Here is a 22,794-nt window from a genome sequence, read left to right as displayed (position 1 = left end):
ACGGTCACCGAACTGCGCGCGAAGGACGCGGCGTCCCGCCGGTTCGTCGCCGACGTGTCGCACGAGCTGCGCACCCCGCTGACGTCGATGGTCGCGCTGGCGGACGTGCTGGCGGAGGACGCCGCGTCCGGAGACGGACGGGCGGCGGAGCTCGTCGCGGCCGAGATCCGGCGGCTGAACCGGCTCGTCGGGCACCTCATCGAGATCAGCCGGTTCGACGCGGGCGCCGCCGCGCTCGTCCTCGACGACGTGAACGCGGCCGAGGCCGTCGCCGCGACGCTCGACGCGCGCGGCTGGACGAACGCCGTCGCCGTCACCGGCGCCGCCGACCTGTGCGTCCGGCTCGACCCCCGCCGGTTCGACGTCGTCCTCGCCAACCTCGTCGGGAACGCCGTCAAGCACGGCCGCCCGCCGGTCACGGTGCGATTCGGCCCGGCGGACCGGGACGGACGGGCGGGCGTCGAGGTCACCGTCACCGACCATGGCCCCGGCCTCCCGGACGGCCTGCGCGACGCGATCTTCGACCGGTTCGTCAAGGCGGACGCCGCCCGCGCCGCCAGCGAGGGCAGCGGGCTCGGCCTGTCGATCGCGAGAGAGAACGCCGTGCTGCACGGCGGAACACTGACGGCGTCCGACGGGACCCGCGGGGGAGCGGTGTTCACCCTGTGGCTGCCCGCCGTGCCGGACGAGGAGGCCACGTGAAGCGCTCCATCACCGTGCCGATGGCCGTGCTGGGCATCGTCCTCGCCGCCGGGGGCTGCGGGGTCCGCCCGACCGGCATCACCCCCGCCGGGAACACGCCCCGCGCCGGCGCGCAGGCCGAGCGGATCACGCTCTACCTGGTGAAGGACGGCGGACTCACCGCCGTCACGCGCCCCGGGCTTCCCGGCCGCCCCTTCCTGGGCATCGCGCAACTGGCCGTGCGGCCGACCGCGTCGGAATGGCGACGGGGCCTGCGCACCGAGGTCCCGGGCCCGCTCGACGGCGGCCCGGGGCCCTCGATCGTCGACCCCGGCGTGTCCGTCCACACCTACGTGATGATCTCCATGAAGCCGCCGGAGCGGTCCCTGTCCCGGACGGCGACCGCCCAGATCGTCTGCACGGCGGCGGCCGTCCCCGGCTACCACGGCGCCGCGATCCAGGAGGTGCAGGGGGAAGGGGCCACCATGCACGGCTGCGACGAGTTCGCCGACCTGATCGGCTAGCCGCCGCCCTTTCCGGCCGTCATCCAGTTGACCGCGGCGTCCCCGATGATCGAGCGGACGGCGAGGATCGCGATGCCCACGCTGAGGACGGGCATGACGACCCAGCGCTCGACCTTCCCGTCGGTGCGGGGGATCACCGGGACGGCCGTCCGCCACGGGACCGGCCACAGCACCGGGCAGCCGCGCGGGGTCAGGCAGTCGCCGACGACGTGCGCGAAGCAGCCGAGCCCGACGGCGAACCCGACGAAGCTCATGTCCAGGTCGTGCATCAGCCAGACGGCGATGGCGGCGAGCGCGCAATCGGCCAGCGCCGACTGCGGCTCCTTGCCCTCGAAGTCGAGGCCGATGCCGCGCAGCCCCAGGCCGACGATCATGAACAGGCAGGCCCACCAGACGTACACGAAGTGGGTGGCGAGCAGGTCCATCGCGATGCCCATGCCGATCGCGAACAGCAGCGAGTGGGTCGCCTGCCGGTGCCCGCCCGAGATCTTGCCGATCCACTTGCACATGTCCTTCGTGATCGGCCCGAAGGTGTTCGCGATGCGCCCGTTGTGGTGGTCGATGTCGGGCAGCAGCGCCGCGCCCGCGCAGACCACCGCCCCGGCGGCGACCTGCTCGACCGACAGCGACACCGCGTAGTCGCCGATCCACTCCTCCCGGCCGATCACCGGGACGACCGCGAGCCACGCCAGCGCGCCGCTCAGGGCGTGCGTCCTGCCCATCATGAGCCGTTCCCCGCCTTCCCCGCGTCCGCCGTTCCGGGCGGACTCTAGCCCGCTCTTGATCGTTTTCGGCGGCGACGCGCCGAAGTGGCGGCTACGTCCGTTTGATGCGGGGAATCGAACGGCGGTTCCCCGGGGGGGAGAGAGAGGGGTGGCCGGAGCGTCAGACGGGGACGAACCGCCACGCGTCCGACTCCTCGCCCGGCCGGTACGGCGAGTCGAGCCGCTTGGCGAGAACCCCCGGAAGGCCCTGCTCCGCCGCCGCGTCCCGCACCGCGTCCCCGTCCCCGGGGAACCACGGCGCCGTCTGCCACAGCCCGCCCGACAGCTCCAGCGCGTCGAGCCGTTCCCGGCGCTCCCGGTACGGGACGTCCAGCAGCGGACGCCCGTCGAGGTGCGGCACGTCGTAGATCAGGTACGTCTCGCGGCCCTCCACCACGGCCAGCTCCCCGTCCAGCACCGCCCGGCGGGCGCCCAGCTCCGCGCCCAGCCGGGTGCCCGCGCGGGCCGGACCGTCCACGGACCGTCCCCGCCCGTCGGTGAACCGCGCCCGGCCGCCCTCGACGTACGCCAGCAGCCGCCGCCCGCCCCACGCGAACTCGAACGCCCAGCCGTCCCGGTCGCGGGGGAGGCGGGTGCGCCGCACCGGACGCATCGGCGGCAGCGACTCCGGCAGCGGCTCGGCGTCCGGATCGGCGGGCGGGTCCATCCGGTGGATCATCCAGTCGTCGCCGCGCGTCCGGAACAGCACGTACCGGCCGGACGCGCGCGAGCCGTGCATCACGACCTTGACCTCGCGGTCGTCCCACTTCTCCGTCTCGTACGTCCCGCGATCCCAGACGATCACCTTGCCGCCGCCGTACTCGTCCTTCGGGATCTCGCCCTCGAACGTCGCGTACTCCAGCGGATGGTCCTCGGTGTGCACCGCGAGATGGTTCGTCCCGGGACTCCACGGCAGGCCCTTCGGCACCGCCCACGACACCAGCACCCCGTCCCGCTCGAACCGCAGGTCCCAGTGCAGGCTGCTCGCGTGATGCTCCTGCACGACGAACGTGTCGTCGTCCCCGCGCGGCAGCGGACCCTCGCCGGGAACCGGCTCGGGCGTGCGCCCGGCGTCGCGCCTGCCCCGGTACTCGGCGAGCCGGTCGTCCTTCTTCTTGGGGCTCACGCCACCGGCATACCCGGCGTCAGCGGATGAAGACGGCGTAGTCCACCAGATCGCCGGTCAGATCGGGCGGCAGCCCCGCGACCGCCGACAGCTCCTCCGCGGACATGAACCCGCCCGTCTCCGCCCGAACCCGCTCGATCTTCCCCGCCAGCTCCGGCGTGATCCCCGGCAGCAGCGTCAGCGCCTTCGCCGGCGCGTGGTTGACGTCGACCAGGCCCCCGTCGTTGTACTGGCGCGGCAGGTCCGGACGCCCGATCCGCAGCTCCTTCGCCAGTCCCGGGTCGGACGCGGCCAGCTCGCGCGCCTTCTCCCGCAGCAGCCGCCGCCGCTTCACCCGCTCCACCACGGCCTCGTTGTCGACGCCCGACAGCCCGTGCGGATCGAACACCCGCCGCCGGATCACGAACGCGTGCCCGCACCCCACGACCGCCAGCACGAACATCAGCAGACCCACCGTCCGCTGCGTCCCGTCGTCGTCCGCGAGACCCGGAATCAGGTACAGCATCAGCGCGAAGACACCGATGTACACGCCCGACGACACGAGCAGATGCACGTTTCGGCGCCACAGCGCCGCCGCCGCGAACGTGAACGGGGTCGCGTAACCGAGCGACAGGAACGGCAGCGCCGCCCACGTCACGCTCAGCGCCGCCCGTCCCGGCGGCATGCTGTCGGAGGGAACCCTCGACTCGTACGGCGCTGGCTCGTTCATCAAGAGTCTCCCGGCCGGGTGTGGCAGGCGTCGACTCGACTCTAGGCGATGGGCGCGCCCGACGGACCGACCCTCACGGCAGGGTGAGGATTTCGTTCCCGCCCTCGGTGATGAGGATCGTGTGCTCGAACTGGGCCGTCCGCTTGCGGTCCTTCGTCACGACCGTCCAGCCGTCGTCCCACATGTCGTAGTCGAAGCTGCCGAGCGTGAGCATCGGCTCGATCGTGAACGTCATGCCCGGCTCGATCAGCGTCGTCGCCTTCGGGTCGTCGTAGTGCGGGACGACCAGCCCCGAGTGGAACGTCGTGCCGATCCCGTGCCCGGTGAAGTCGCGCACCACCCCGTACCCGAACCGCTTCGCGTACGACTCGATCACCCGCCCGATCACGTTCAGCGCACGTCCCGGCTTCGCGGCGCGGATGCCCCGCATCATCGCCTCCCGGGTGCGCTCCACCAGCAGCGCCGACTCCTCCGGCACGTCCCCGCACAGGTACGTCGCGTCCGTGTCGCCGTGCACGCCGTCGATGAACGCCGTGATGTCGACGTTGATGATGTCGCCGTCCCGCAGCACCGTGTCGTCCGGGATGCCGTGGCAGATCACCTCGTTGATCGAGGTGCACAGCGACTTCGGGAACCCCCGGTACCCCAGCGTGGACGGGTACGCGCCGTGGTCGAGCATGAACTCGTGCCCGATCCGGTCGAGTTCGTCCGTGGTGATGCCCGGGCGGACCTGCTTGCCGACCTCCTCCAGCGCCTGTCCCGCGATCTTGCCCGCGACCCGCATCTTCTCGATGATCTCGGGCGACTTGACGTCCGGCTCGCCCGTCTTGGGCCGCTTCTTGCCGACGTACTCCGGCCGGGGAATGTGCGCGGGAACCTTGCGCAGGGGAGAGACATTGCCGGGTCGGAGAAGCTGCGTCGTCATGGTAAAGGAGTGTAGTCAGCGCAACCGGGGCACGAATCCCGTGCCTTCCGGTGACGTCGAGAGGAGCGCCCATGAAAGGCACTGACGGCGACTGGTGGTTCTGCCTCAAGCACATGAAGGTCGAACATGGGGAGGGCTGCCCCAACAAGGACCGCATGGGCCCCTACGACTCCGAAGGCGCCGCGGCGAACGCCCTCGCCCTCGCGCGCGAGCGCAACGAGGCCTGGCGCCGCCAGAACGAGGACTGACCCGGGAAGGGCCCGACCGTCGGCCGGGGCTCACGCCGATTTCCGGCCGCGATGTCCCCTCTGAGGGGACGCCGCCGACCGGGCGTGCATTCGGGGTGGCCCCCCGGGCGGGGCCCTCGGCTGGGCACGGCCTCCGCTGCGCTGCGGGCGTGCTCAGTCTGGTCATTGTGGGGGTGGACCCCCACACCCCCCGGGCGGGACCCTCGATTGAGCACACCCTCCGCTGCGCTACGGGCGTGCTCAATCGAGGGTGGGGCCGGTCACGGTTTCCAGGAGGCGGGCGCGGCGCGGCGCAGGCCGGGGCGTTCGTGCGCGCGTTCCTCGCCGGCGGCGGCGCTGACCAGGTGCTGGGCGCCGTCGAACGACAGCAGCGTCTCCTGCGGCGGGACGGTCAGCGCCTCGTGGGCGAGGCCGCGGAGTTCCCGGTCGCCGCCTTCGAGGGCCAGGACGGTCGCGCCGGTGCGGCGCGCGTCGTCCACGCGTTCCAGCAGCGGGACGGGCGCGTCCTCCTCGGCGACGACGAAGACCGTCTCGCCGCGGCGGGCCGCCTCCAGGCGGTCCATCCCGATGCCCAGGTGGGCGGGCGCGCCCGGCGGCGGCGACCAGCGGACCAGCGTCGGGGCCAGGCCGGGGGCGCCGCCGAGGCGGCTCTCGTCGTCCAGGTGCGCCGCCAGATGCCACGGGTCGTCCCCGGGCGTCCCGACCAGCAGCAGCCCGCCCGGGGTGCGCGACGTGCCGCGCAGCGCGCGGCCGAACTCGCTCGTCCGGTCCAGCCAGCCCGTGACGGACAGCACCTCGCGCAACATCGAGATCTGCTCGGCGTCCACGGCTCCATGGTGCCGCACCGGGCGCCGTCCGCGATCCCGTTTCCCCCGATCGGGTAGGCCGGGACGCGGCGGCCCGGGACCCGCCTGGCAGACTCGGCGGCATGAGTGATCAGCAGCGGAAGAATCCCCACGACCTGCCGGACGCGAGCGGCCTCACGATCGGAATCCTGGGCGGCACCGGAGACCAGGGCAAGGGCCTGGCCCGCCGGTTCGCGCTCGCCGGGCACCGGGTGACCATCGGGTCCCGCAAGGCCGAGCGCGCCCAGGAGGCCGCCGACGACCTCGGGTCCGGCCTGCCGGTGTCGGGCGCGGAGAACCCGGTGGCGGCCGGGCGGTCCGACGTCGTGATCGTCGCCGTCCCGTGGGACGGCCACAAGGCCACGCTGGAGTCGCTGCGGAACGAACTCGCCGGGAAGATCGTCGTGGACTGCGTGAACCCGCTGGGCTTCGAGAAGGCCAAGGGCGCCTTCGCGCTCCCGGTCGAGGAGGGCAGCGCCGCCGAACAGGCCGCGGCCGTCCTGCCCGACAGCCGTGTCGTCGCCGCGTTCCACCACGTGTCGGCCAAGCTGCTGCTCGACCCCGCCGTGGACGAGATGGAGCTGGACGTCCTCGTGCTCGGCAACGACCGCGAGGCGACGGACCTGGTGCAGGCCCTCGCCGGCCGGATCCCCGGCATGCGCGGCGTGTACGGCGGCCGCCTCCACAACGCGGGGCAGATCGAGGCGTTCACCGCCAACCTGATCTCCATGAACCGCCGTTACAAGGCCCACGCGGGCCTGCGCATCACCGACGTGTAACTCCGGGACGCGGTCGTGAACGAACGGGAGGCGGTGCGGCGGCCGCTCGTGCTGCTGCCGCGGGTGCGCAAGGGCCCGCTGCACGCCGTCGGACGGCGCGTCGGGCTCGCCTCGCTCGCGGTGCTGGCCGTCGTTGCCGCCGTCTACCTGGGGCGCGACGGCTACCGGGACTCGGCGGACGACGACGTCTCGCTGCTGGACGCGTTCTACTACGCCACCGTGTCCGTCTCCACGACCGGCTACGGCGACATCACGCCGGTGAGCGACTCCGCCCGGATCGTCAACATCCTGTTCGTCACGCCCGTTCGGGTCCTGTTCCTGATCGTCCTCGTCGGCACGACCCTCGAGGTGCTCGCGGAACGCACCCGCGACGACTGGCGCAAGTCACGCTGGAGGGCCCGCGTGCGCGACCACATCGTGGTGACCGGTTACGGGACGAAGGGCCGCAGCGCCATCGAGACCCTGCTGACCACGGGCGTGCCCCACGACTCGATCGTCGTGGTCGACCCCGATCCGCGCGTCGTCGCCGAGGCGGCGGAGGCGGGCCTGGTCGGGGTCGTGGGGGACGCCACCCGCAGTTCCGTCCTCGCGCAGGCGGGCGTCCCGCAGGCCCGGGAGATCGTCGTGGCGACCGCGCGGGACGACACCGCGGTGCTGATCACGCTGACGGCGCGGCAGCTCAACCCGCGGGCCGGCATCCAGGCGTCGGTGCGCGAGTCCGAGAACGTCCCGCTGCTGCGGCAGAGCGGCGCCGACCACGTGGTCACGTCGTCGGAGGCCGCCGGACGGCTGCTCGGCGTCTCCACCCGGGACTCCAACGTCGGCCACGTCCTGGAGGACCTCCTCGACCAGGGCAGCGGCCTCGACCTGGTCGAGCGTCCGGTCGCGGCGGACGAGATCGGCCGGAACCTCTCGGCGGTCGCCCAACCGACGCTGGCGGTGGTGCGGGACGGACGCAGGCTGCCGTTCGACCACCCCGGCTGCGAGATCCTGCAGCCGGGCGATCGGCTCATCGTGGCGCGTTCGATCCACCGGGAGAAGCCGTCCGGCCAGGTCTGACGACGGCACGGGACGGGCGGCCCGCGGACGACGAAGCCCCCGCGCGGTGCGTTCGCGGGGAACGCGCCGTGCGGGGGCCGTCGAGGGCGACCCGGACGGACGGGCTACTTGTACGAGTGCTCGGCGGCCGGGTAGCTGCCGCCGACGACCTCGTCGGCGTACGCGCGGGCCGCGTCGGCGAGGACGCCGTTCACGTCCGCGAACTTCTTGACGAACTTGGCGGTGTGGGGGGTGAGGCCCGCCATGTCCTGCCATACCAGGACCTGCGCGTCGGTGCCGTTGCCCGCGCCGATGCCGATCGTCGGGATGGACAGCGACGCGGTGACGCGCGCGGCGAGGTCCTCGGGGACGCATTCGAGCACGACCGAGAACGCGCCCGCCGCTTCGAGGGCCTTGGCATCGGCGACGAGTTCCTCGCCGGACTCGCCGCGGCCCTGCACCCGGTACCCGCCGAAGACGTTCACCGACTGGGGGGTGAGGCCGAGGTGGCCCATGACCGGGATGCCGGCGGCGACGAGCGACTCGACCTGCGGGAGGATGCGGCGGCCGCCCTCCAGCTTGATCGCGTGGGCGCCGGTCTCCTTCATGAAACGGGTCGCGCTGGTGAGGGCCTCGGACACGCCCGTCTGGTACGAGCCGAACGGCAGGTCGGCGACGACCATGGCCCGCTTGGACCCGCGGACGACCGCGGCGGTGAGCGGGACGAGATCGTCGACCGTCACGGGGATCGTCGAGTCGTAGCCGTAGACGACCATGGCGGCGGAGTCGCCCACGAGCAGCACGGGGATGCCGGCCTCGTCGAACACCCGCGCCGTGAGCGCGTCGTACGCGGTGAGCATCGGCCACTTCTCGTGCCGCTGCTTGGCCGCCGCGATGTCGCGGACGGTGACGCGCCGTCCGCCCGTACCGCCGTACAGTGCGGTCGGCTGTGCGGGGGGTGCAACAGAAGAAGACATACGAAACCTCCGGTCTTGAGGCGCCACGGTGGCGTACCCAGACGGAACCGATCGTGCCACTTCGTCAACGATTCGGGTAGCCCCGACATTCCACAATCTATTGGGGCTAGATGGGTGCAAAGTGTGGTTCGGAGTCCGGTTTTCCGCACGGTAAGCGCGATCTTCTCCCCGCGTAACGGTGTCATGGCCCATACTGTCGCTGGATACTGCTAAGACGACCGGCTGTCTGGAGCGCGTCAGTGAGATCCGTCATGGCGCCGCGAGGCGATGTTCCCGGCCCCGACTCGGCGTCCCGGACCCTCGTCCTGGGCGTCGACGGCGCCCGGCAGATCGTCCAGTGCGGGCCCAACGTCCGCGCCGTCCTCGGGAGGGAACCGGGCGAGCTGCTCGGCCGCCCCGCCTGCGACCTCGTCGCGGAGGAGGGCAAGGCCGAGCTGGAGTCCATGCTGGAGGCCATCGCCGCGGGGCAGGAACGCCGCGGCGTGCTGCCCGTGCAGAGCCGCGGCGACACCGTGCAGGCGGTCGTGACCGCGCAGCCCATGCTCGGCGGCGACGCCGGCACCGCGCCGGCCGGGCTGCTGTACGTGAAGGTCGCGCTGCCGCCCAGCGAGCGCTACCAGGACCCGGCCCTCATGCGCCGCGCCCTGCTGGACGATCCGCTCACCAGGTTCGCCGACTCGCTCGACCTCGACCAGTCCGCCCGCAAGATCGTCGACGTCGTCGTCCCGCACTACTGCAACGCCGCCTCGGTGCTGGTGCTGGAGAGCCTCGTCGCCGCCGACGAGGTGCACAGCGAGTCCGGTTCGGCCGTGATGCGCCGCGTCGCCGTCACCTCCGACGACGACAACCTCGCGTGGACGTCGGCGTTCCCGGTCGGCGAGGTCCTCGTCTTCCCCGAGGGCACCCCGTACCACGAGGTCATGGACACCGCGCGTCCCGTCCACCGGCCCCACATCGACACCGACGCCGCCGACGCCATCGGACGGATCTGGCGGCGCGGCCCCGCGGGCGAGCTGCTCACCGACGTGTCCATGGTGCTGCTGCCGCTGATCGCGAACGACACCCTGCTCGGCTTCATCGCCTGCACCCGCGTCACGGGCTTCCGCAAGTTCGACCGCTACGACGTCGAGATCGGCATGGAGTTCGCGGCGGGCGCCGCGATCGTCATCGAGAACGCCCGCCGCTACAGCCGGGAGCGCGCCACCGCGCTCGCCCTGCAGCGCAGCCTGCTGCCGAACCGGCTGTCGGCGCCGTCCTCGGTCGAGGTCCGGCACCGCTACCTGCCCGGCAGCAAGCTCGTCGAGGTCGGCGGCGACTGGTACGAGTCGATCGCGCTGCCCGGCGCGCGCGTCGCGCTGATCGTCGGCGACGTCGCCGGGCACGGCGTCCGCGCCGCCGTCACCATGGGACGGCTGCGCACAGCCCTGCACACCCTCGCGAACCTCGAACTGCCGCCCGCGGACGCCCTGCACGTCATGCACGAGCTGATGATCGAGCTCGGCGAGCAGGAACCGCACTTCGCCACCTGCGTGTACGCGGTGTACGACGCCACCACGGGCACCATCGAGATCGCGTCCGCCGGGCACCTGCCGCCGCTGCTCGCCGGTCCCGGCGGCGACAACGAGTACCTGCAGGTCCCGCCCGCGCCGCCGCTGGGCGTCGCCGGGGGCGCCGCGATCGAGAGCCGCGAGTTCACCGTCGAGGACGGCAGCCTGTTCGTCATCTACACCGACGGCCTCGTCGAGAACCGCGGCCGCGACATCGACGACGGCCTCGCCCGGCTCCGCGGCATCTTCGGCCGCGACTCGGTGGACCGTCCCATGGAGGACCTCGCGAAGGCCACCCTCGCCGGCGTCTACGCCGACCAGCACCGCGACGACATCGCCGTGCTGATCGCCCGGCTGCGCCGCCTCCCCGAGGACCGCCGCGCCTCCTGGACCCTGCCCGCCGACCCCGCCGCCGTGCGCCGCGCCCGCGGGCTCGTCCGCACCCGGCTCGCCGAATGGGGCCTGGAGGAGCTGGAGTACACCACCCAGCTGCTGATCTCCGAGCTGATCACCAACGCGTACCGGTACGCGCACGGCCCCATCGAGCTGCGCCTGCTCCTCGAACGCACCCTGGTGTGCGAGGTCCTCGACCGGTCCGCCGCGCTGCCCCGCCTCCGCCGCGCCGAGGACGACGACGAGAACGGCCGCGGCCTCCTCGTCGTCAGCCAGCTCGCGCACCGCTGGGGCAGCCGCCGCACCGCCGCGGGCAAGGTCGTCTGGTGCGAGCAGATCGTGCCCGGCATCGACCCCGACCCGGTCGACGAGGATTCGAACTGGCCCGGCGAGAGCCACCACCGTTAACCCGGTCGCCCCGCGCCGGACTCGGCCGTCTGGACCAGCCGGGGCGTTTCGCCGCGGGGCAGCCACAGGCCCCGTCCGGGCGGCCGCGCCTCGGCGTGGACGCGCGGGAAGAGCTGCCCTTCGGAGCGGTCGCCCGACATGACGAGCGCGCCCGTGCCGATCTCCCGGACGGCCTGGACGAGCGGCTCGTACAGCCCGCGGGACGCACCGGCCACGCGGCGGGCCACCACGAAGTGCAGGCCGATGTCGCGGCCGTTCGGGACGAACGGGAGGAACGGCGCGAGCGGCTGCTGACCGGCCGTCGTCAGCAGGTCGTAGTCGTCGACGAGCACGACGATCCGCGGCCCGGTGCTCCCGGCGGCCGACGAGTCGTCGGGCATCCGCCCTTCGAGTTCCTTCGCCACCCCGGCCGCGAGGCCCGCGCAGACGCGCGGCGTCGTCCCGTACCCGCCGAGGTAGGGGTCGGGGACGAAGCCCTGCAGGGAGCGGCGCGGGTCCATGACGGCGAACACCAGCGCGTCGGGGGAGTGCCGGTCCATCAGCCCGCGCGCCAGCAGCCGCAGCAGGTTCGACTTGCCGCACCCGCCGTCGCCCAGCACGAGGAGGTTCTGGTCGCGGCCGAACAGATCGACGTCCGTCGCGGCGAAACGCTCGTCCAGGGCGAACGGGACGGCGCGCGGCGCGTCCGCCGGGCCCGGCAGGTCCCGCGCGGGCACCCGGTCCGGCAGGACGCGCACCGGCGGCGCCTCCGGGCCCGACCAGCTCCCGGCCACCGCCCGGACCGCCGACTCCAGCGCGGAGCCCAGCGCGGACGGGTCCGGGGCGTCGCCGAGCGCGGGCACCGCGACATGCCCGAACAGGCCGTCGCCGGTCAGCGCCCGGCCGGGGGACGCCGCGGTGATCGTCGCGGCCAGCCTGCGGTCCACGGTCGAGTCGGCCGGGTCGTTCAGCCGCAGCTCGACCCGCTGCCCGAACGTCGACTGCGCCGCGATCCGCACGTCGTTCCACCGCAGCATCCCCGCGACCAGGTGCACGCCGAAACCGCCGCCGCGCCGCAGCACGTCGAGATCATGTCGTCGAGTTCCTCGAAGTCGTCGCGGACCGCGCCGAACCCGTCGACGACCAGCACGACGTCCGCGCACGCCAGCTCCGGGACGTCCCCGGCGGCGTGCAGGCGCCGCAGCCGCTCGACCCCGTCGATGCCGCGCCGCCGGAACACCTCCTCGCGGTGCCCCAGCATCGCGTGGACCTCCTCGACCGTCCGCCGCACCCGCTCGCGGTCGGTGCGCGCCGCGACGCCGCCCACGTTCGGCAGCCCGTCCAGCGCGTGCAGGCCGCCGCCCGCCAGGTCCAGCCCGTACACGGCGACCTCGCCGGGGGCGGCGGTCAGCGCCAGCGACAGCACCAGCGTGCGCAGCAGCGTCGTCTTCCCGGTCTGCGGGGCGCCGATGACCGCGACGTGCCCGCCCGCCGCCGTCAGGTCCAGCCGCCACAGCCCCTGCCACTGCCGCCGCGGATCGTCCAGCAGCCCGATCGGGACGCGCAGCCGCGCGGGCTCCACCGGCAGCCGCAGCCCGCCCGCGGCGGCCTCCGGCGCGCCGCAAACCGCGTCCAGCGAGGCGAGCGTCGGCAGCGGCGGCAGCCAGATCCGCCGGACCGGCTCGCCGTGCCGCGCGACCTCGCCGGTCAGCACGTCCAGCAGCGTCGGGCCCGCCGTCCGCTCGGGCAGCGCCGGTTCCGCGTCGCCCGGCCGCGGCCCGTCCGGCTCCGGCGGGGTGCACACCGGGTAGATCCGCACGGACGGGACGTCCGGCGCGTCCTCGTCCACGACGACCGGCCCCCGGTGCGGGCCCGACACGTACCCGCCCTTGAACCGGGTGTAGACGCTGGTGTCCACCTTCAAGTACCCGAACCCGGGCATCGCGGGCAGCCGGAACGCGTCGGGCGTGTCCAGGACCGTCCGGCTCTCCTCCTCCGAGAACGTCCGCAGCCCGATCCGGTACGACAGGTACGTCTCCAGCCCGCGCAGCTTCCCGCTCTCGATCCGCTGGCTCGCCAGCAGCAGATGCACCCCGATGCTGCGGCCGATCCGCCCGATCGACAGGAACAGCTCGATGAAGTCGGGCCGCGCCGTCAGCAGTTCCCCGAACTCGTCGATGATCACCAGCAGGTGCGGCAGCGGCGGCAGCTCCGGACGCGACTCCCGCAGATGCCGGTAGTCGCCGATGTTCGCGACGTTGCCCGCGTCCTTCAGCACCCGCTGCCGCCGCTGCACCTCCCCGGACAGGCTCGCGTGCACCCGCTCGACCAGCCCCGCGTCGTCCTCCAGGTTCGTGATCACGCCCGCCACCTGCGGCAGCGTCCCGAACGGCGCGAACGTCGCCCCGCCCTTGTAGTCGACCAGCACCATCGCGACCTGCTCGGGCGGATGCGTGCACGCCAGCGCGAGCACCAGCGTCCGCAGCAGCTCGCTCTTCCCGGACCCGGTCGCGCCCACGCACAGCCCGTGCGGCCCCATCCCGAGGCTCGCCGCCTCCTTCAGGTCCAGGACGACCGTGCCCCCGGCCTCGTCCGCCCCGATCGGCACCCGCAGGAACGCCCGCTCCCCGCGCGGCGCCCACAACGCCGGGACGTCCGCGTCCTCGACGTCGCGCACGCCGAGCAGCGCCGGGAAATCGACCTCCCCGCCCTGCGCCGCGGCCTCCTCCGCCGACTCGCGCGACAGCCGCAGCGGCGCCAGCATCCGCGCCAGCCCCTCGACCATCCCGCCGGGCACGTCGTCGAGCGTCCCCGCCGTCCGCACCGGAACCTCGCCGCGCAGATCGGTCACCTCCACCCGGTCGCCGTCCACCCGGACCCGCACCCCGACCTCGCCCGGCTCCTGCGCCTGCTCCGCCACCAGATGCACCACAGTGACGCCCAGGTCCGCGACCGGCACCCCCTCGTCCGGACGCACCAGCTCCACCGCCACGTCCCCGTGCACGTCGTGCACCACCACCAGCCGCCGGAACACCCCCGGCTCCCGCGGCCCCAGCCCCCGCCGCAGCTCCGCCGCGACGTCCGTCCGCGCCTGAGATCGTGCGCCAGCAGCGCCGCCAGCCGCAGCGGGCTCGGCGCCACCAGCCGGAACGCCGCGCCGCCCGCCCGCCGCCGCTGGTCCAGCGCGTGCGGCAGCCACTTCAGCCACTCCCACTCGCCCGCCCGCGCCCCGCCGTACGCCACCCCGACGTCCTCGGGCGCGTGGAACGCCGTGAGCTGCACCAGCAGCGCGCGCATCAGCCGCAGCACGTCCTCCCGCGCGCCCACGACGCTCACGTCGCCCGCACCGTCCAGCGGAACCGTCAGCGGCATGTCCGGAGCGGTACGGAACCGCTCGACCAGCGCGTTCGCCTCCGACAGCATGAACGGGTCGGTCGGCGCCAGCGCCGTGCCCTCCTCGCCGACGGCCAGCCGCCGCCCCTGCACCAGCCCCGTCCCGACCCGCACCCGCAGGAAGTCGGGGTTGCGCCTGCGCCGCTCCCACAGCCGCGCCGGATCGCGGACGACGTCGTACAGCGCCTCCGGCGGCGGGTCCAGCACCCGCGCCTCCGCGCGCGCGTCCCGCTCCTCCGCCGCCAGCCGCTCCCGCAGCTCCTCCAGATACTCCAGGTACCGCTCCCGATGGTTCCGCCGCTGCCGCGTCACCTGCCCCCGCCGCGACAGCAGCAGCCCCACGCCCGCGGCCAGCGCCACCACCAGCAGCACCGCGCCCAGCCCGATGAACGCCGGGTTCCGCACCACCGTCATGACGGTCAGCGAACCCATCATCCCGACCATCGGCAGCACCGCCATGAGCTGCCCGCCGCCGCCCGCCTCCGGCAGCGTCGGCGGCGCCTCCACCTCGCGCGCCGCCGCACCGGACGGCGGATGCACCGTCCGCGCCGGCCGATGCACCACCCGGGTCGTCACGCGGCCCCCTCCCGGTACCGGGACACGATCCGGGCGAGCTCGTCCCACCCGTCCGGCCCCTCGACGAGGTCGAACCATCCCAGCTCGCCCAGCTCCACGGCGACCTCCGGCCCGAGCCCGAACCCCACGGGCAGCGGTGGCCCGCAGTTCTCGGGGGCGACGGTGAGGTCGTTTCGTCCGGGGACCCGCTGTGCGACCACGCTCACCAGGGAGAACCCGGCCGCGAGCCGCTCCGCCGCGCTTCGGGGATCGGCCTCGTTCGCCGTCCCGACCGTGATGCTCTCCTGGACGCCCCCGTCGGTGCGCGTGACGGTCATCGTCCCCACGACCGGCCCGTCCGCCGCGAACACGAGCCACGTACCGCGAGGCGCCCGATCCCTGCACACTCGCGTCAGGCTCTCGACGTCCCACGGGTTCGCGGCCGGTTCCGACGTGCCCCACCCGACCGGCGGACCGCCGAGGCTCTCGCACAACGTCTGCGCCGCCACCCCCAGGGTCAGCGCGTCGTACGCCGTGTGCCGCACGATCGCGTTCACGACGAGGAACGAACCGTCCGTCCGCGCGGACTCGCGTTGCACGCCGTTCGCGACGAACCGTTCCCCGTCCCAATCGAGGACGGCGCCGGACGATCCGTCGAAGAACCCGCCGCCGGGATCGGTCACGACCCACCGGCACTCGGGCCCGTTCAACGCCAGCCGCAGCGGCAACGTCAACCGCGAGTGCGGCGGCGTGACGACCTGCAGCCCCCGACCGCTTTCCGAACACACCCGAACCGCCTCGGCCATCCAGGACGACATCGAGACGACCGGCCGGTTCTGCATCACCACGCCGACCCGCTCGGTCAGCAGATCGACCGTGGTCAAACCGCCCGCCTCACATATTCGGGATCGCCGGTCCAGACGACCCCGCCGAGCCTCCGCACCAGTTCGCCCGCGAACCGGAGCGCCAGCACCTCCGACCCGTCCCGCTTCTCCGCCCCACGCGCCTCGACCCACCACACGGGCACGTCCACCTCCGCGACCTCTGGCCCCAGCACGCGAGTCAGCTCACTCCGAACCTGCACGAACACGGGCGTCTCCACCGTCAACACCGCCCGCCCGTCCCCATCGCACAACTGCACGGCCCCACCGTCGTAAAGCCCCCGCACCCGCAACCCGTCGTCCGCAGCCACCATCCCCGCGACAACAGCAGTCACATCAGGCTCATCCCGAACAAGCGCAACCACATCCCGACTCAAGAGCCCTCCTCAACTCGCCAAACCAACCGAACCCCGCGCTCTTACGCTCAAAGAAAATCGATTTACTATGAAAGTTGAAGTCGATGCTGCAATGAGATGGTCGCACTAGGGTGTAGTTTGCGATGAATCAGGTCCCTTGTTTTGGCCGCTGCATTTCCGTTCGGAGACCATCCTTCAGAGTCACCGACATAGACTTCGGCTGGTCATTTCACGCAGAAGGACAAACAGTAAATGTCACCAGTACAGCATGCCAGTCAACAATTGACCGATGATCGATCTTCTTGAATCTTTGCCACAAGTATCGCACCTCCATGTTCGTCGCCGTCGTTTAGCTTCGTGTGGTGGCGCACCAGCATCGTTCGTCACCGCAGCGCAGCCAGTCCGCTGTCCCCGGTGTCGAGCCATCGTCGTCGAGGGACCCGCCAAAGACGCGCTCGCGGTACTCGCGCATGCTCATGCCTGTTCGCTTCGGGGCCGACCACCACCAGTGAGTAGTCGGTGCCCAGGAGGGGATTTCCCCGCGATGGAGCGGAGGAGCATCCTCTGCGACCTCGGACAACTCTTCATCGACCTCGGTGAGCCAAGTGGAATCAATGCTCGACAGCGGTTCGTGTTCGGCAAAATCATCGATAAGCAGCTGGATGGCGGAGCGGTGCTCGCACGCGGCTCGGTAGCCTTCATGACGCCCGCGGTCGACAAGGTCTTCGGTCTCGCTGATATAGCCGGTTATAAAATTACGCGCCATTTCATTGGAGAGTTCCTGGATGACGGCATCGCTGCGAACACGGTCACGCAAAAGTTGAACCTCTGCGGGATCCTTCGGATTCCATTTGGCAAGTTCTTTGTAAAAATCTAATAGTAAACGAATTGGGTGCATTTGGATTGCGGCCTCGGGATGTTGTTCAGAGTGCACTTGTCCTAGTGCTGTCGAGACCTCGTGCAGCCAATTAAGTTGTCGGGAACGCGTCTCATCAAACTCTGGCATGGCCTACCATCCTCCCATATGTGTCAGCATCACGAGCCGTCATCTGTTGCCACAATAGCGATGGTTTTGAAGGGAGCTGCTGGGGAGTCTGAGCAGGGCTCTGTATCGGTGTCCATCAGTGGGCCTAAAACGCATTGGTCACTTCACTGACGTTCGACGCGTCCTTCAAGGGTTATCTGCTCCCGGATAGTTCGATTCCTAAGATTCCTGCGCCTCGTTGATCTTCTGGCGTAGCCAGTCGGGAATATTCTCTGCATTGCGAGGAAAAAACTCGAGATCCTCAACGTACGTTTCGGGTACGGGTTCGAAGTCGAATGCTCCTGGACTGAAGTCAGGTTCGTTGTCATAGTCGAAGTCGACATTGTATCTGGATGGGCGGACAATAGTGTAGTTGGCGGTGAACCAGGTTCCTTGGCCTGCCCGGTACATTCCTGCTCGAAGTTCGAGCATCATGGTTCCCATTGCCATGGGTGGTTTCAATGTAATCAATTCGCCATTTTGTAGAAGTGCGGCCAAATCGAACTTTGAGAAGCGCGCCGTGGCGGCGACGGTGTACCGGATTTCATCCCATTCCTGGGGAGCGAGCTCCAGGGCCGACCTGCCGACTTCGGCTAGGATTGTTTGCTGCTGCTCGGGAGACATTTCGCGGGACTGATCCATTGTTGTGCTCACTCATTTATACGGAGGGACGTTATTGTATCGGTAGGAGCCGGTAAATTTATTATCGATTACATATGTTACCACTATGACTTCTGGCGTTTCTTGATTGCCGGGAAAGTCGAGTTCAATAACTAGCTTGACTTGAGGCGGATCATTGGTTTTGAGTAATTCGATGAATGCATCTTCGAATTTGCGATAGTTTTGAGCCGGAGTGGTGCCCGACTGGGCCTGGTTGAGTGATTCTAGCATGGCGACCACGTTGATTATTTCACCCGGGCCGTCTGTTGCGGTTCCGACGAGATGACCGCCGTTCCAGTTAACTTCCTGGAACAGCAGGATTTCGTGAGGCAACGGCTTGCGTCCGTGTTGCGTAACGAAGTCGGCCACCCGTTGCCGGTTAATTTGTTCGTACTCCTCTCTGCCGGTTCGGCCGGCTTTGCGTTGATCGTCTTCCATGCGATAGAAGTCGTCGGACCCCGTGTAATGAAGATCTGCCTCGACGCGAACCGTTCTGGCGAGGTCGTCGGTGTGGTATTTGAGGTCGTCGTCGTTAAGGTGGTAGACGGTATTGGGGCGGGGGCGGCGCAATTCGGGGTTCCAGCCATCGCCCCTGTTGCCAGGCTTGGTGTAGATATCTGTGATCTTCTTGTTGGCGTCAGTTATAAAGATGCCACGAAAGTTTCCCTCCTGGTCTTCGACGACGTAGCGCTTATTGGCCTCCAGGTCGACGCCGAAGCCGAAGCGCTGATCCTTCGGCGGTGCATCATCGTGATCTCTTAGGATCGGTCTGTCTTCGAGTCCGGGGTTGCCCCCACCGGAGCCTTGTGAAGGGCCACTTCCTCCACCGTGTGGTGGCACTGTCCCACTGGCGCTGCGTAGCGCACTGCCGAGGTTGCCCTGTTGTGAAACACCTGTGCTCGAGTGGGGAACACCGGAACTGCCCGGCGTGGCCTGCGGAGTGCTCGAAGGGCCGTTGGCGGAGTTGGCAACGCCAGGATCACGAGTGCGACGAGCGCGGGGCTGCGGGCATGGTCGGGGGTGCGTTCGTGGGAGGTTTGGACTGTTTGGGTGGCTGATTGCTGGTGGTCGCGGAGGACCCATTCTGGGAGGTGGTCTGGGGTTTGTGTTTCGGCGGGGGAGTTGGGTGTGGTTCTTGTTGGGGTGGAGGTGTTGGGGGTTGTGGGCGTCGGGGCTTCTGGTGTGCGGGTGGGCGGGGGGCGGTCCCACGTGATTGTGGCTGGGTCTACGTGGGGAGTAATTATTTTGGTGCGGGTCAGGTCTAGTTTTAGTTTGGTGGGGAGGTCGCCGAACTTGTGGGTGAGCTTGGCGGCTATGTCGGAGACCTTGGGGAGCTTGGCGCCGGCTCGGAGGGTTAGGGAGAGGGGGTCCAGGGCTTCGCCGACTTTGCTCGCGGCGCGGGTGCTCTTGGCCAGCTTTCCGGCGCTGCCCGCTTTGCCGATGGGGATGATCGTGGTGACGATGTTGTAGGCGGTGTTGCCTAGGGCGCGGGCCGGGTCGTCCTTCCACTGGTCCCAGGCGACGAAGCTCTTGCCGAAGCCCTTCCAGGTTTCGCTGAACTTCTTGCGAAGGTTCGGGTAGGCGAGGGAGACGATGGGGTTGCCGAGGATCATGAGATTCTCGAAGGACTCACGCCACTTCTCGGGGGAGGTGACCAGGTCCCAGATGCCCGAGGCGTCGCCCCAGAAGCCGTCGCCGAAGAAGCCCGTGAAGAAGGACGCGACGCCGTCCCACAGGTCCTCGTACCAGGGGTTCTCGGCTTCTTCCGCGGTGCCCCACGAGGGGGGCTTGTCGTCGGTGCACATCAGGCGCTTCGGGGCGCTGCCGCCGTAGGCGGCGTAGATGTTGTTGGCGGCTTTTTCTTGGGCGTTCTGGAAGGCGAGGGCCTGGGTGTTGACCGAGCTGAGGAGAGAGTTGTTCTGGTCGACGAGGTCTTCGTTCTCGCGCCAGTCACCGTCTTCGGCGTAGGTCTTGTTCACGAAGGTGACCGACTGCATGTACAGGTCGGTCAGCTTGCGCTTGATGACGCGGGTCTCGGCGGCGTAGGTGGTGAGCGCGCCGGTGACCTTTTCGAGTTGTCCGGCGAAGGACGCGGAGTCGTCGCGGACGGGCGCGGTGGCCGCGAAGAGGTCGGCGGCTTCGGGCGCTTCGTAGAAGGCGGACAGGCCCTGCCAGGTGGAGTGGACGTTCGAGCCGGTCTCGCGGATCCCGCCTGCGGCCTTCTTCAGGTCGTGGGCTTCCGCCTCGACGGCGTCGGGGTTGACGCCGGACATGATGCTCAGGACGTCGTCGGGGACGATCATCGGTCGTCCGTCCGGGCGGCCTTGGCCTGGGCCTGAGCGGCCATCTCCTCGTCGCCGCGGATGTAGTGGTTGGTGGCCTTGGCCGCGCCTTGGAGGGTGCGCTCCGTGCGGTTCTTGAGGCCGATGAGGGTGGGTTTGTGGTGTTCGACGAAGCCCTTGAGGGCTTCCGCGACCTGCGAACTGCCCGATGCGGTGCCCGCGTCGCGGCATCCCATGGCGAACGTTCCGGCGTGCTCCTCGAACGGCGCGAACGCCGCGCCGGTGCGATTGATGACGCCCTGAACCCCTTGCGGGTCGATGTCCCACGCGGTCATGCGCACCCCCGTGATCTTGAGATGCGAGTCAAGGTAGGGGGCAAGGGTGACGAAATGCTTATTTTTGATGTTTTGGGCGTCCGAAAGGTTGGGTTTGTGGGCCGATTTAACCGTGTTGCTCCTTGTTTGGATGTGCCCTGGGTTGGTTGTTCAGGGTGAGTTTGTGCAGGTAGCGTGAGGGGTTTTAGGGGTTAATGTGGTGTGTGGGGTGGTGGTTGCCGGATGTGGTCATGGGTCGACTGAACCCGTGACTTGTCTGACCCGTCCGATAGAACGGAGATCAAGTTCCGGCTATCGTCGTCCGCGCGGCGATTCGAGCGGCAGGTGAGACATGGGGCGATGGGATCAGGGCGAGCAGACGCTGGTCACGCTGGCCAACAACACCGGCGACCGGGGCGAAGAGCTCGCGACGCTGGCGAAGCAGCTGATCGTGGCGGCGGAGCCGCTCGCGGGGAAGTTCAACGGCGCCGGTAAAGCCGCGTTCGACGGTTTCAAGGCGCGGTCGGACCAGATCGCCGCCGATCTCAAGGGCGGCCTCGACCGGGTCAACACCGGGCAGATCGGCATGGAGCAGGCGTTCGCCTCCGGCGACCGCTCGATGGCGGACGAGGCCGGACGGATGCAGTCCGCGGCCAACTTCGACGGCGCCAAGTTCCGCTGACCCACGACGAGAGGACGCCCGCATGACGAACGGACGCCGCAGCTACGACACCGGGGCCTCGGGCGAGGCGCAAACCAACATCCACGCGATCGTCGCCCGGCTGGAAGCGCTGATCGGCACGCGCGACACCGACGTGGCCGCCGCGATGGCGGACTGGGAGGCCACCGGGGTGTCGGAGGAGTACCGGGCGAAAGAGGTCAAGTGGCACAACGCGGCCAACGAGACCCGTGAGATCATCCGCCTGGTCAAGGCGACGCTGGAGCGCAACGACGAGATCGCCGGGACGACGCTGAACAAGGCGAGCGCCGCGGTTCAGGCGATCTGACCGCGGCGGAGGAGGGACGCGCCCGTGGGCGCGTCCCTCCTGCGCTGCGCGGAAAGGGGGGACGTGCGGGACTACGACACCCAGTTGCTGGAGTCGGTCGCCGTGCGGCGCCGCAGGCTCCGGCACGCGCTGCTGTTCGGTCCCGAACGGACCCGCCGGACGTTCGACGAGAACCTGATGAAGCTCGTCGCCGGGCTGTGCGTGGCGGCGGTGCTGTGCGCGGGGACGGTCGGGTTCTCCTACCTGCGGTCGCGGTTGCAAGAACAGGAGCGGAAAGCCGCCGAGTCGCAGGTCGCCGCCCCCGAAGGCACCGCGCCGGTGCCCGCGGACTGGGTCGGACGGGCGGTGACGTTCGCGCTCCTGCGGCGGGCGCTCACGGACTCCGGGGTGCCCCCGGGCCTGTACGTCCTGCCCGACCGGCCGGGCGGCGGGGGTTCGCACTACGTGATCGCGCGGGACGCCGACGGGTTCTCCGGGGGCGTCGTGGAGTTCGGCCGCGCGAGGATCGCGGCGGAGTTCCCCACCGAGGACGAGGCGTGCCGCTGGCTGTACGGGGAGCTGGTCGTCCCGGACGAGCGTCCCGTGCGGGCACTCGACGCGGCCGCCGAACGGGACGGCGTGCGGAAGGGCGCGGCCCTCGACGCGGAGGTGCGGGCGGCGATCGCGGCGGCGGCGGACGGCCGTGGTCCATGGGCTGCCGGTGGGGACGCTCGTCGACGCGTTCGGCCGCGAGAGCGGCTCGGTGCTGTCCCCGTTCGGGATTCCGGTCGGGCGGCGCGGGCTGCCCGCGGGCGCCCGGGACTACCACCGCTACCGGGTCGCGCGGTCGTTCCAGGTCGACGCGTCGCTGTCGGGGGGCGGGGGAGTGCGGTTCACCGTGAACGGCGGGTTGTTCGCCCGACCGCCCGCGCTGCCCACGATCCGGTGGTTGGTCCGCACCGGCTACCTTGATCCCGTCACCGGTGCCTCTGTACCCCGGTGACCGCATTGGAAAGGGTCCTATGTCCGCGTGGAGCCGGGTGACGCTCGTCGGCGAGCACCGCCGGGTCGACATGGTCCTCCCCGCGCGCGAGCCGATCGGGGCGCTGCTGCCGGACGCCTTGAGCTGCTCGACGACCCGGTGCAGAGCCCGCCGCGGCTGCGGCATCTGGCGACGTCGACCGGCGAGGTCCTGGATCCGGGGGTGACGCTGGAGGGCCGGCGGATCCCGGACGGGGCGGTGCTGCGGCTGGTCCGCAGCGACGAGCCGCTGCCCGCGCCGGTCGTCCACGAGGTGCCCGAGGTCGTCGGCGACGCGCACGACGGACGGCTGTGGCGGTGGGGGCCGGGCGCGGTGCGGTGGACGGCGACCGCGGCGATCATGGCGCTGGCGGCGGCGC

The 22,794-nt window shown here is 70.5% G+C and carries 23 protein-coding genes and 3 pseudogenes; 12 read left to right on the top strand and 14 right to left on the bottom strand.

Going from position 1 to position 22,794, the window contains the following annotated elements; translation table 11 throughout:
* Both BJF79_RS05990 and BJF79_RS05985 read left to right on the top strand, forming a co-directional pair.
* Positions 1-702, top strand: a 702-nt coding sequence (locus tag BJF79_RS05990; protein WP_143219733.1) for a sensor histidine kinase, incomplete at its 5' end; no start/stop codon positions are given.
* Entirely contained in the window at positions 699-1,205 is a 507-nt protein-coding gene (locus BJF79_RS05985; protein WP_075895381.1) for a hypothetical protein, read from the top strand. The genes BJF79_RS05990 and BJF79_RS05985, both read left to right, overlap by 4 nt.
* Here the strand turns inward: BJF79_RS05985 and BJF79_RS05980 are convergent.
* The 4 genes from BJF79_RS05980 to map all read right to left on the bottom strand — a co-directional run bounded on the left by BJF79_RS05980 (position 1,202) and on the right by map (position 4,729).
* The gene (locus tag BJF79_RS05980; protein ID WP_187356962.1) at positions 1,202-1,930 is read right to left on the bottom strand and encodes a metal-dependent hydrolase; all 729 of its coding nucleotides are present in this window, start codon (positions 1,928-1,930) and stop codon (positions 1,202-1,204) included. The genes BJF79_RS05985 and BJF79_RS05980 overlap by 4 nt on opposite strands.
* Positions 1,931-2,090: 160 nt before the next feature.
* Positions 2,091-3,095, bottom strand: coding sequence for a DNA polymerase ligase N-terminal domain-containing protein (locus BJF79_RS05975; protein ID WP_075895380.1), 1,005 nt, complete (start codon positions 3,093-3,095; stop codon positions 2,091-2,093).
* Positions 3,096-3,114: 19 nt separating this feature from the next.
* Positions 3,115-3,804, bottom strand: coding sequence for a ComEA family DNA-binding protein (locus tag BJF79_RS05970; protein ID WP_075895379.1), 690 nt, complete (start codon positions 3,802-3,804; stop codon positions 3,115-3,117).
* A gap of 73 nt (positions 3,805-3,877) precedes the next feature.
* On the bottom strand, positions 3,878-4,729 hold the full coding sequence (map, locus tag BJF79_RS05965) for a type I methionyl aminopeptidase (RefSeq protein ID WP_075895378.1): 852 nt from the start codon (positions 4,727-4,729) through the stop codon (positions 3,878-3,880).
* A gap of 71 nt (positions 4,730-4,800) precedes the next feature.
* Here map and BJF79_RS57030 point away from each other — a divergent pair, with 71 nt between their 5' ends.
* On the top strand, positions 4,801-4,977 hold the full coding sequence (locus BJF79_RS57030; RefSeq protein ID WP_187356961.1) for a hypothetical protein: 177 nt from the start codon (positions 4,801-4,803) through the stop codon (positions 4,975-4,977).
* 240 nt (positions 4,978-5,217) lie between these two features.
* On the opposite strand, the pseudogene BJF79_RS05960 reads toward BJF79_RS57030, so the two are convergent.
* Positions 5,218-5,783 (bottom strand): annotated as a pseudogene (locus tag BJF79_RS05960) (hypothetical protein).
* 122 nt (positions 5,784-5,905) lie between these two features.
* Between BJF79_RS05960 and npdG the strand changes: the two are divergent.
* Together npdG and BJF79_RS05950 are read left to right on the top strand one after the other, a co-directional pair.
* Positions 5,906-6,601, top strand: coding sequence for an NADPH-dependent F420 reductase (gene npdG, locus BJF79_RS05955; protein ID WP_075895377.1), 696 nt, complete (start codon positions 5,906-5,908; stop codon positions 6,599-6,601).
* Positions 6,602-6,616: 15 nt separating this feature from the next.
* On the top strand, positions 6,617-7,660 hold the full coding sequence (locus BJF79_RS05950) for a potassium channel family protein (protein ID WP_075895376.1): 1,044 nt from the start codon (positions 6,617-6,619) through the stop codon (positions 7,658-7,660).
* Between the two features lie 104 nt (positions 7,661-7,764).
* Here BJF79_RS05950 and panB read toward each other — a convergent pair whose 3' ends face one another.
* Positions 7,765-8,616, bottom strand: coding sequence for a 3-methyl-2-oxobutanoate hydroxymethyltransferase (panB, locus tag BJF79_RS05945; protein ID WP_075895375.1), 852 nt, complete (start codon positions 8,614-8,616; stop codon positions 7,765-7,767).
* A gap of 251 nt (positions 8,617-8,867) precedes the next feature.
* Here panB and BJF79_RS05940 point away from each other — a divergent pair, with 251 nt between their 5' ends.
* Complete coding sequence (locus tag BJF79_RS05940; RefSeq protein WP_075895374.1) at positions 8,868-10,964, top strand: SpoIIE family protein phosphatase; 2,097 nt, start codon at positions 8,868-8,870, stop codon at positions 10,962-10,964.
* On the opposite strand, the pseudogene eccCa reads toward BJF79_RS05940, so the two are convergent.
* The 6 genes and pseudogenes from eccCa to BJF79_RS58620 all read right to left on the bottom strand — a co-directional run bounded on the left by eccCa (position 10,961) and on the right by BJF79_RS58620 (position 18,250).
* Positions 10,961-14,912, bottom strand: a pseudogene (gene eccCa, locus BJF79_RS05935) (type VII secretion protein EccCa). The gene BJF79_RS05940 and the pseudogene eccCa sit on opposite strands and share 4 nt — an antisense overlap.
* A complete protein-coding gene (locus tag BJF79_RS05930; RefSeq protein ID WP_075895373.1) occupies positions 14,909-15,775 on the bottom strand; it encodes a DUF6177 family protein in 867 nt (288 codons plus the stop codon). The pseudogene eccCa and the gene BJF79_RS05930 overlap by 4 nt, the downstream one beginning before the upstream one ends.
* Positions 15,772-16,149, bottom strand: coding sequence for a hypothetical protein (locus BJF79_RS05925; protein ID WP_143219732.1), 378 nt, complete (start codon positions 16,147-16,149; stop codon positions 15,772-15,774). Before BJF79_RS05925 ends, BJF79_RS05930 begins: the two co-directional genes overlap by 4 nt.
* 328 nt (positions 16,150-16,477) lie before the next feature.
* Positions 16,478-17,134: a hypothetical protein gene (locus BJF79_RS52830; protein ID WP_143219731.1), complete on the bottom strand. Its 657-nt coding sequence runs from the start codon at positions 17,132-17,134 to the stop codon at positions 16,478-16,480.
* Positions 17,135-17,332: 198 nt separating this feature from the next.
* Entirely contained in the window at positions 17,333-17,794 is a 462-nt protein-coding gene (locus tag BJF79_RS52825; protein ID WP_143219730.1) for a hypothetical protein, read from the bottom strand.
* A 12-nt stretch (positions 17,795-17,806) separates the two neighbouring features.
* Positions 17,807-18,250, bottom strand: a complete 444-nt coding sequence (locus BJF79_RS58620) for a DNA/RNA non-specific endonuclease (protein ID WP_262401592.1) — start codon at positions 18,248-18,250, stop codon at positions 17,807-17,809.
* A gap of 27 nt (positions 18,251-18,277) precedes the next feature.
* On the opposite strand from BJF79_RS58620, the gene BJF79_RS58615 reads away from it, so the two are divergent.
* Entirely contained in the window at positions 18,278-18,574 is a 297-nt protein-coding gene (locus BJF79_RS58615; RefSeq protein ID WP_262401591.1) for a hypothetical protein, read from the top strand.
* Here BJF79_RS58615 and BJF79_RS55130 read toward each other — a convergent pair.
* On the bottom strand, positions 18,571-20,115 hold the full coding sequence (locus BJF79_RS55130; RefSeq protein WP_075895369.1) for a hypothetical protein: 1,545 nt from the start codon (positions 20,113-20,115) through the stop codon (positions 18,571-18,573). The genes BJF79_RS58615 and BJF79_RS55130 overlap by 4 nt on opposite strands.
* On the bottom strand, positions 20,112-20,429 hold the full coding sequence (locus BJF79_RS05905) for a DUF6507 family protein (protein WP_075895382.1): 318 nt from the start codon (positions 20,427-20,429) through the stop codon (positions 20,112-20,114). Before BJF79_RS05905 ends, BJF79_RS55130 begins: the two co-directional genes overlap by 4 nt.
* Positions 20,430-20,760: 331 nt before the next feature.
* On the opposite strand from BJF79_RS05905, the gene BJF79_RS05900 reads away from it, so the two are divergent.
* From BJF79_RS05900 to BJF79_RS65280, 5 genes and pseudogenes are all read left to right on the top strand, one after another.
* Entirely contained in the window at positions 20,761-21,090 is a 330-nt protein-coding gene (locus tag BJF79_RS05900; RefSeq protein ID WP_075895368.1) for a hypothetical protein, read from the top strand.
* 22 nt (positions 21,091-21,112) lie between these two features.
* Positions 21,113-21,415 (top strand): pore-forming ESAT-6 family protein, encoded by a 303-nt coding sequence (locus BJF79_RS05895; protein WP_075895367.1) that lies wholly within the window; start codon positions 21,113-21,115, stop codon positions 21,413-21,415.
* 682 nt (positions 21,416-22,097) lie between these two features.
* Positions 22,098-22,397, top strand: coding sequence for a TNT domain-containing protein (locus tag BJF79_RS58610; protein WP_316043281.1), 300 nt, complete (start codon positions 22,098-22,100; stop codon positions 22,395-22,397).
* Between the two features lie 19 nt (positions 22,398-22,416).
* Positions 22,417-22,602 carry an EsaB/YukD family protein gene (locus BJF79_RS65285; RefSeq protein ID WP_316043280.1) on the top strand — a complete coding sequence of 62 codons (186 nt, stop codon included), beginning with the start codon at positions 22,417-22,419 and terminating at the stop codon, positions 22,600-22,602.
* Positions 22,599-22,794 (top strand): annotated as a pseudogene (locus tag BJF79_RS65280) (type VII secretion integral membrane protein EccD); the annotation flags it as partial. The gene BJF79_RS65285 and the pseudogene BJF79_RS65280, both read left to right, overlap by 4 nt.

Source organism: Actinomadura sp. CNU-125, from assembly GCF_001942465.1.
In the GTDB taxonomy this organism is placed as follows: Bacteria; Actinomycetota; Actinomycetes; order Streptosporangiales; family Streptosporangiaceae; genus Spirillospora.
Note: the sequence above shows the minus strand (reverse complement) of the source record. Positions and strands in the feature narration are given on the sequence as shown.

Bases quoted from the DNA above. Each gene is read 5' to 3' on its own strand.
- BJF79_RS05980 (WP_187356962.1), bottom strand. From the start codon at position 1,930: ATGATGGGCAGGACGCACGCCCTGAGCGGCGCGCTGGCGTGGCTCGCG.
- BJF79_RS58620 (WP_262401592.1), bottom strand. From the start codon at position 18,250: ATGGAAGACGATCAACGCAAAGCCGGCCGAACCGGCAGAGAGGAGTAC.
- BJF79_RS55130 (WP_075895369.1), bottom strand. From the start codon at position 20,115: ATGATCGTCCCCGACGACGTCCTGAGCATCATGTCCGGCGTCAACCCC.
- BJF79_RS05970 (WP_075895379.1), bottom strand. From the start codon at position 3,804: ATGAACGAGCCAGCGCCGTACGAGTCGAGGGTTCCCTCCGACAGCATG.
- map (WP_075895378.1), bottom strand. From the start codon at position 4,729: ATGACGACGCAGCTTCTCCGACCCGGCAATGTCTCTCCCCTGCGCAAG.
- BJF79_RS05940 (WP_075895374.1), top strand. From the start codon at position 8,868: ATGGCGCCGCGAGGCGATGTTCCCGGCCCCGACTCGGCGTCCCGGACC.
- BJF79_RS05905 (WP_075895382.1), bottom strand. From the start codon at position 20,429: ATGACCGCGTGGGACATCGACCCGCAAGGGGTTCAGGGCGTCATCAAT.
- BJF79_RS05900 (WP_075895368.1), top strand. From the start codon at position 20,761: ATGGGGCGATGGGATCAGGGCGAGCAGACGCTGGTCACGCTGGCCAAC.
- BJF79_RS52825 (WP_143219730.1), bottom strand. From the start codon at position 17,794: ATGGATCAGTCCCGCGAAATGTCTCCCGAGCAGCAGCAAACAATCCTA.
- BJF79_RS57030 (WP_187356961.1), top strand. From the start codon at position 4,801: ATGAAAGGCACTGACGGCGACTGGTGGTTCTGCCTCAAGCACATGAAG.
- panB (WP_075895375.1), bottom strand. From the start codon at position 8,616: ATGTCTTCTTCTGTTGCACCCCCCGCACAGCCGACCGCACTGTACGGC.
- BJF79_RS52830 (WP_143219731.1), bottom strand. From the start codon at position 17,134: ATGCCAGAGTTTGATGAGACGCGTTCCCGACAACTTAATTGGCTGCAC.
- BJF79_RS58615 (WP_262401591.1), top strand. From the start codon at position 18,278: ATGAAGATCTGCCTCGACGCGAACCGTTCTGGCGAGGTCGTCGGTGTG.
- npdG (WP_075895377.1), top strand. From the start codon at position 5,906: ATGAGTGATCAGCAGCGGAAGAATCCCCACGACCTGCCGGACGCGAGC.
- BJF79_RS05895 (WP_075895367.1), top strand. From the start codon at position 21,113: ATGACGAACGGACGCCGCAGCTACGACACCGGGGCCTCGGGCGAGGCG.
- BJF79_RS65285 (WP_316043280.1), top strand. From the start codon at position 22,417: ATGTCCGCGTGGAGCCGGGTGACGCTCGTCGGCGAGCACCGCCGGGTC.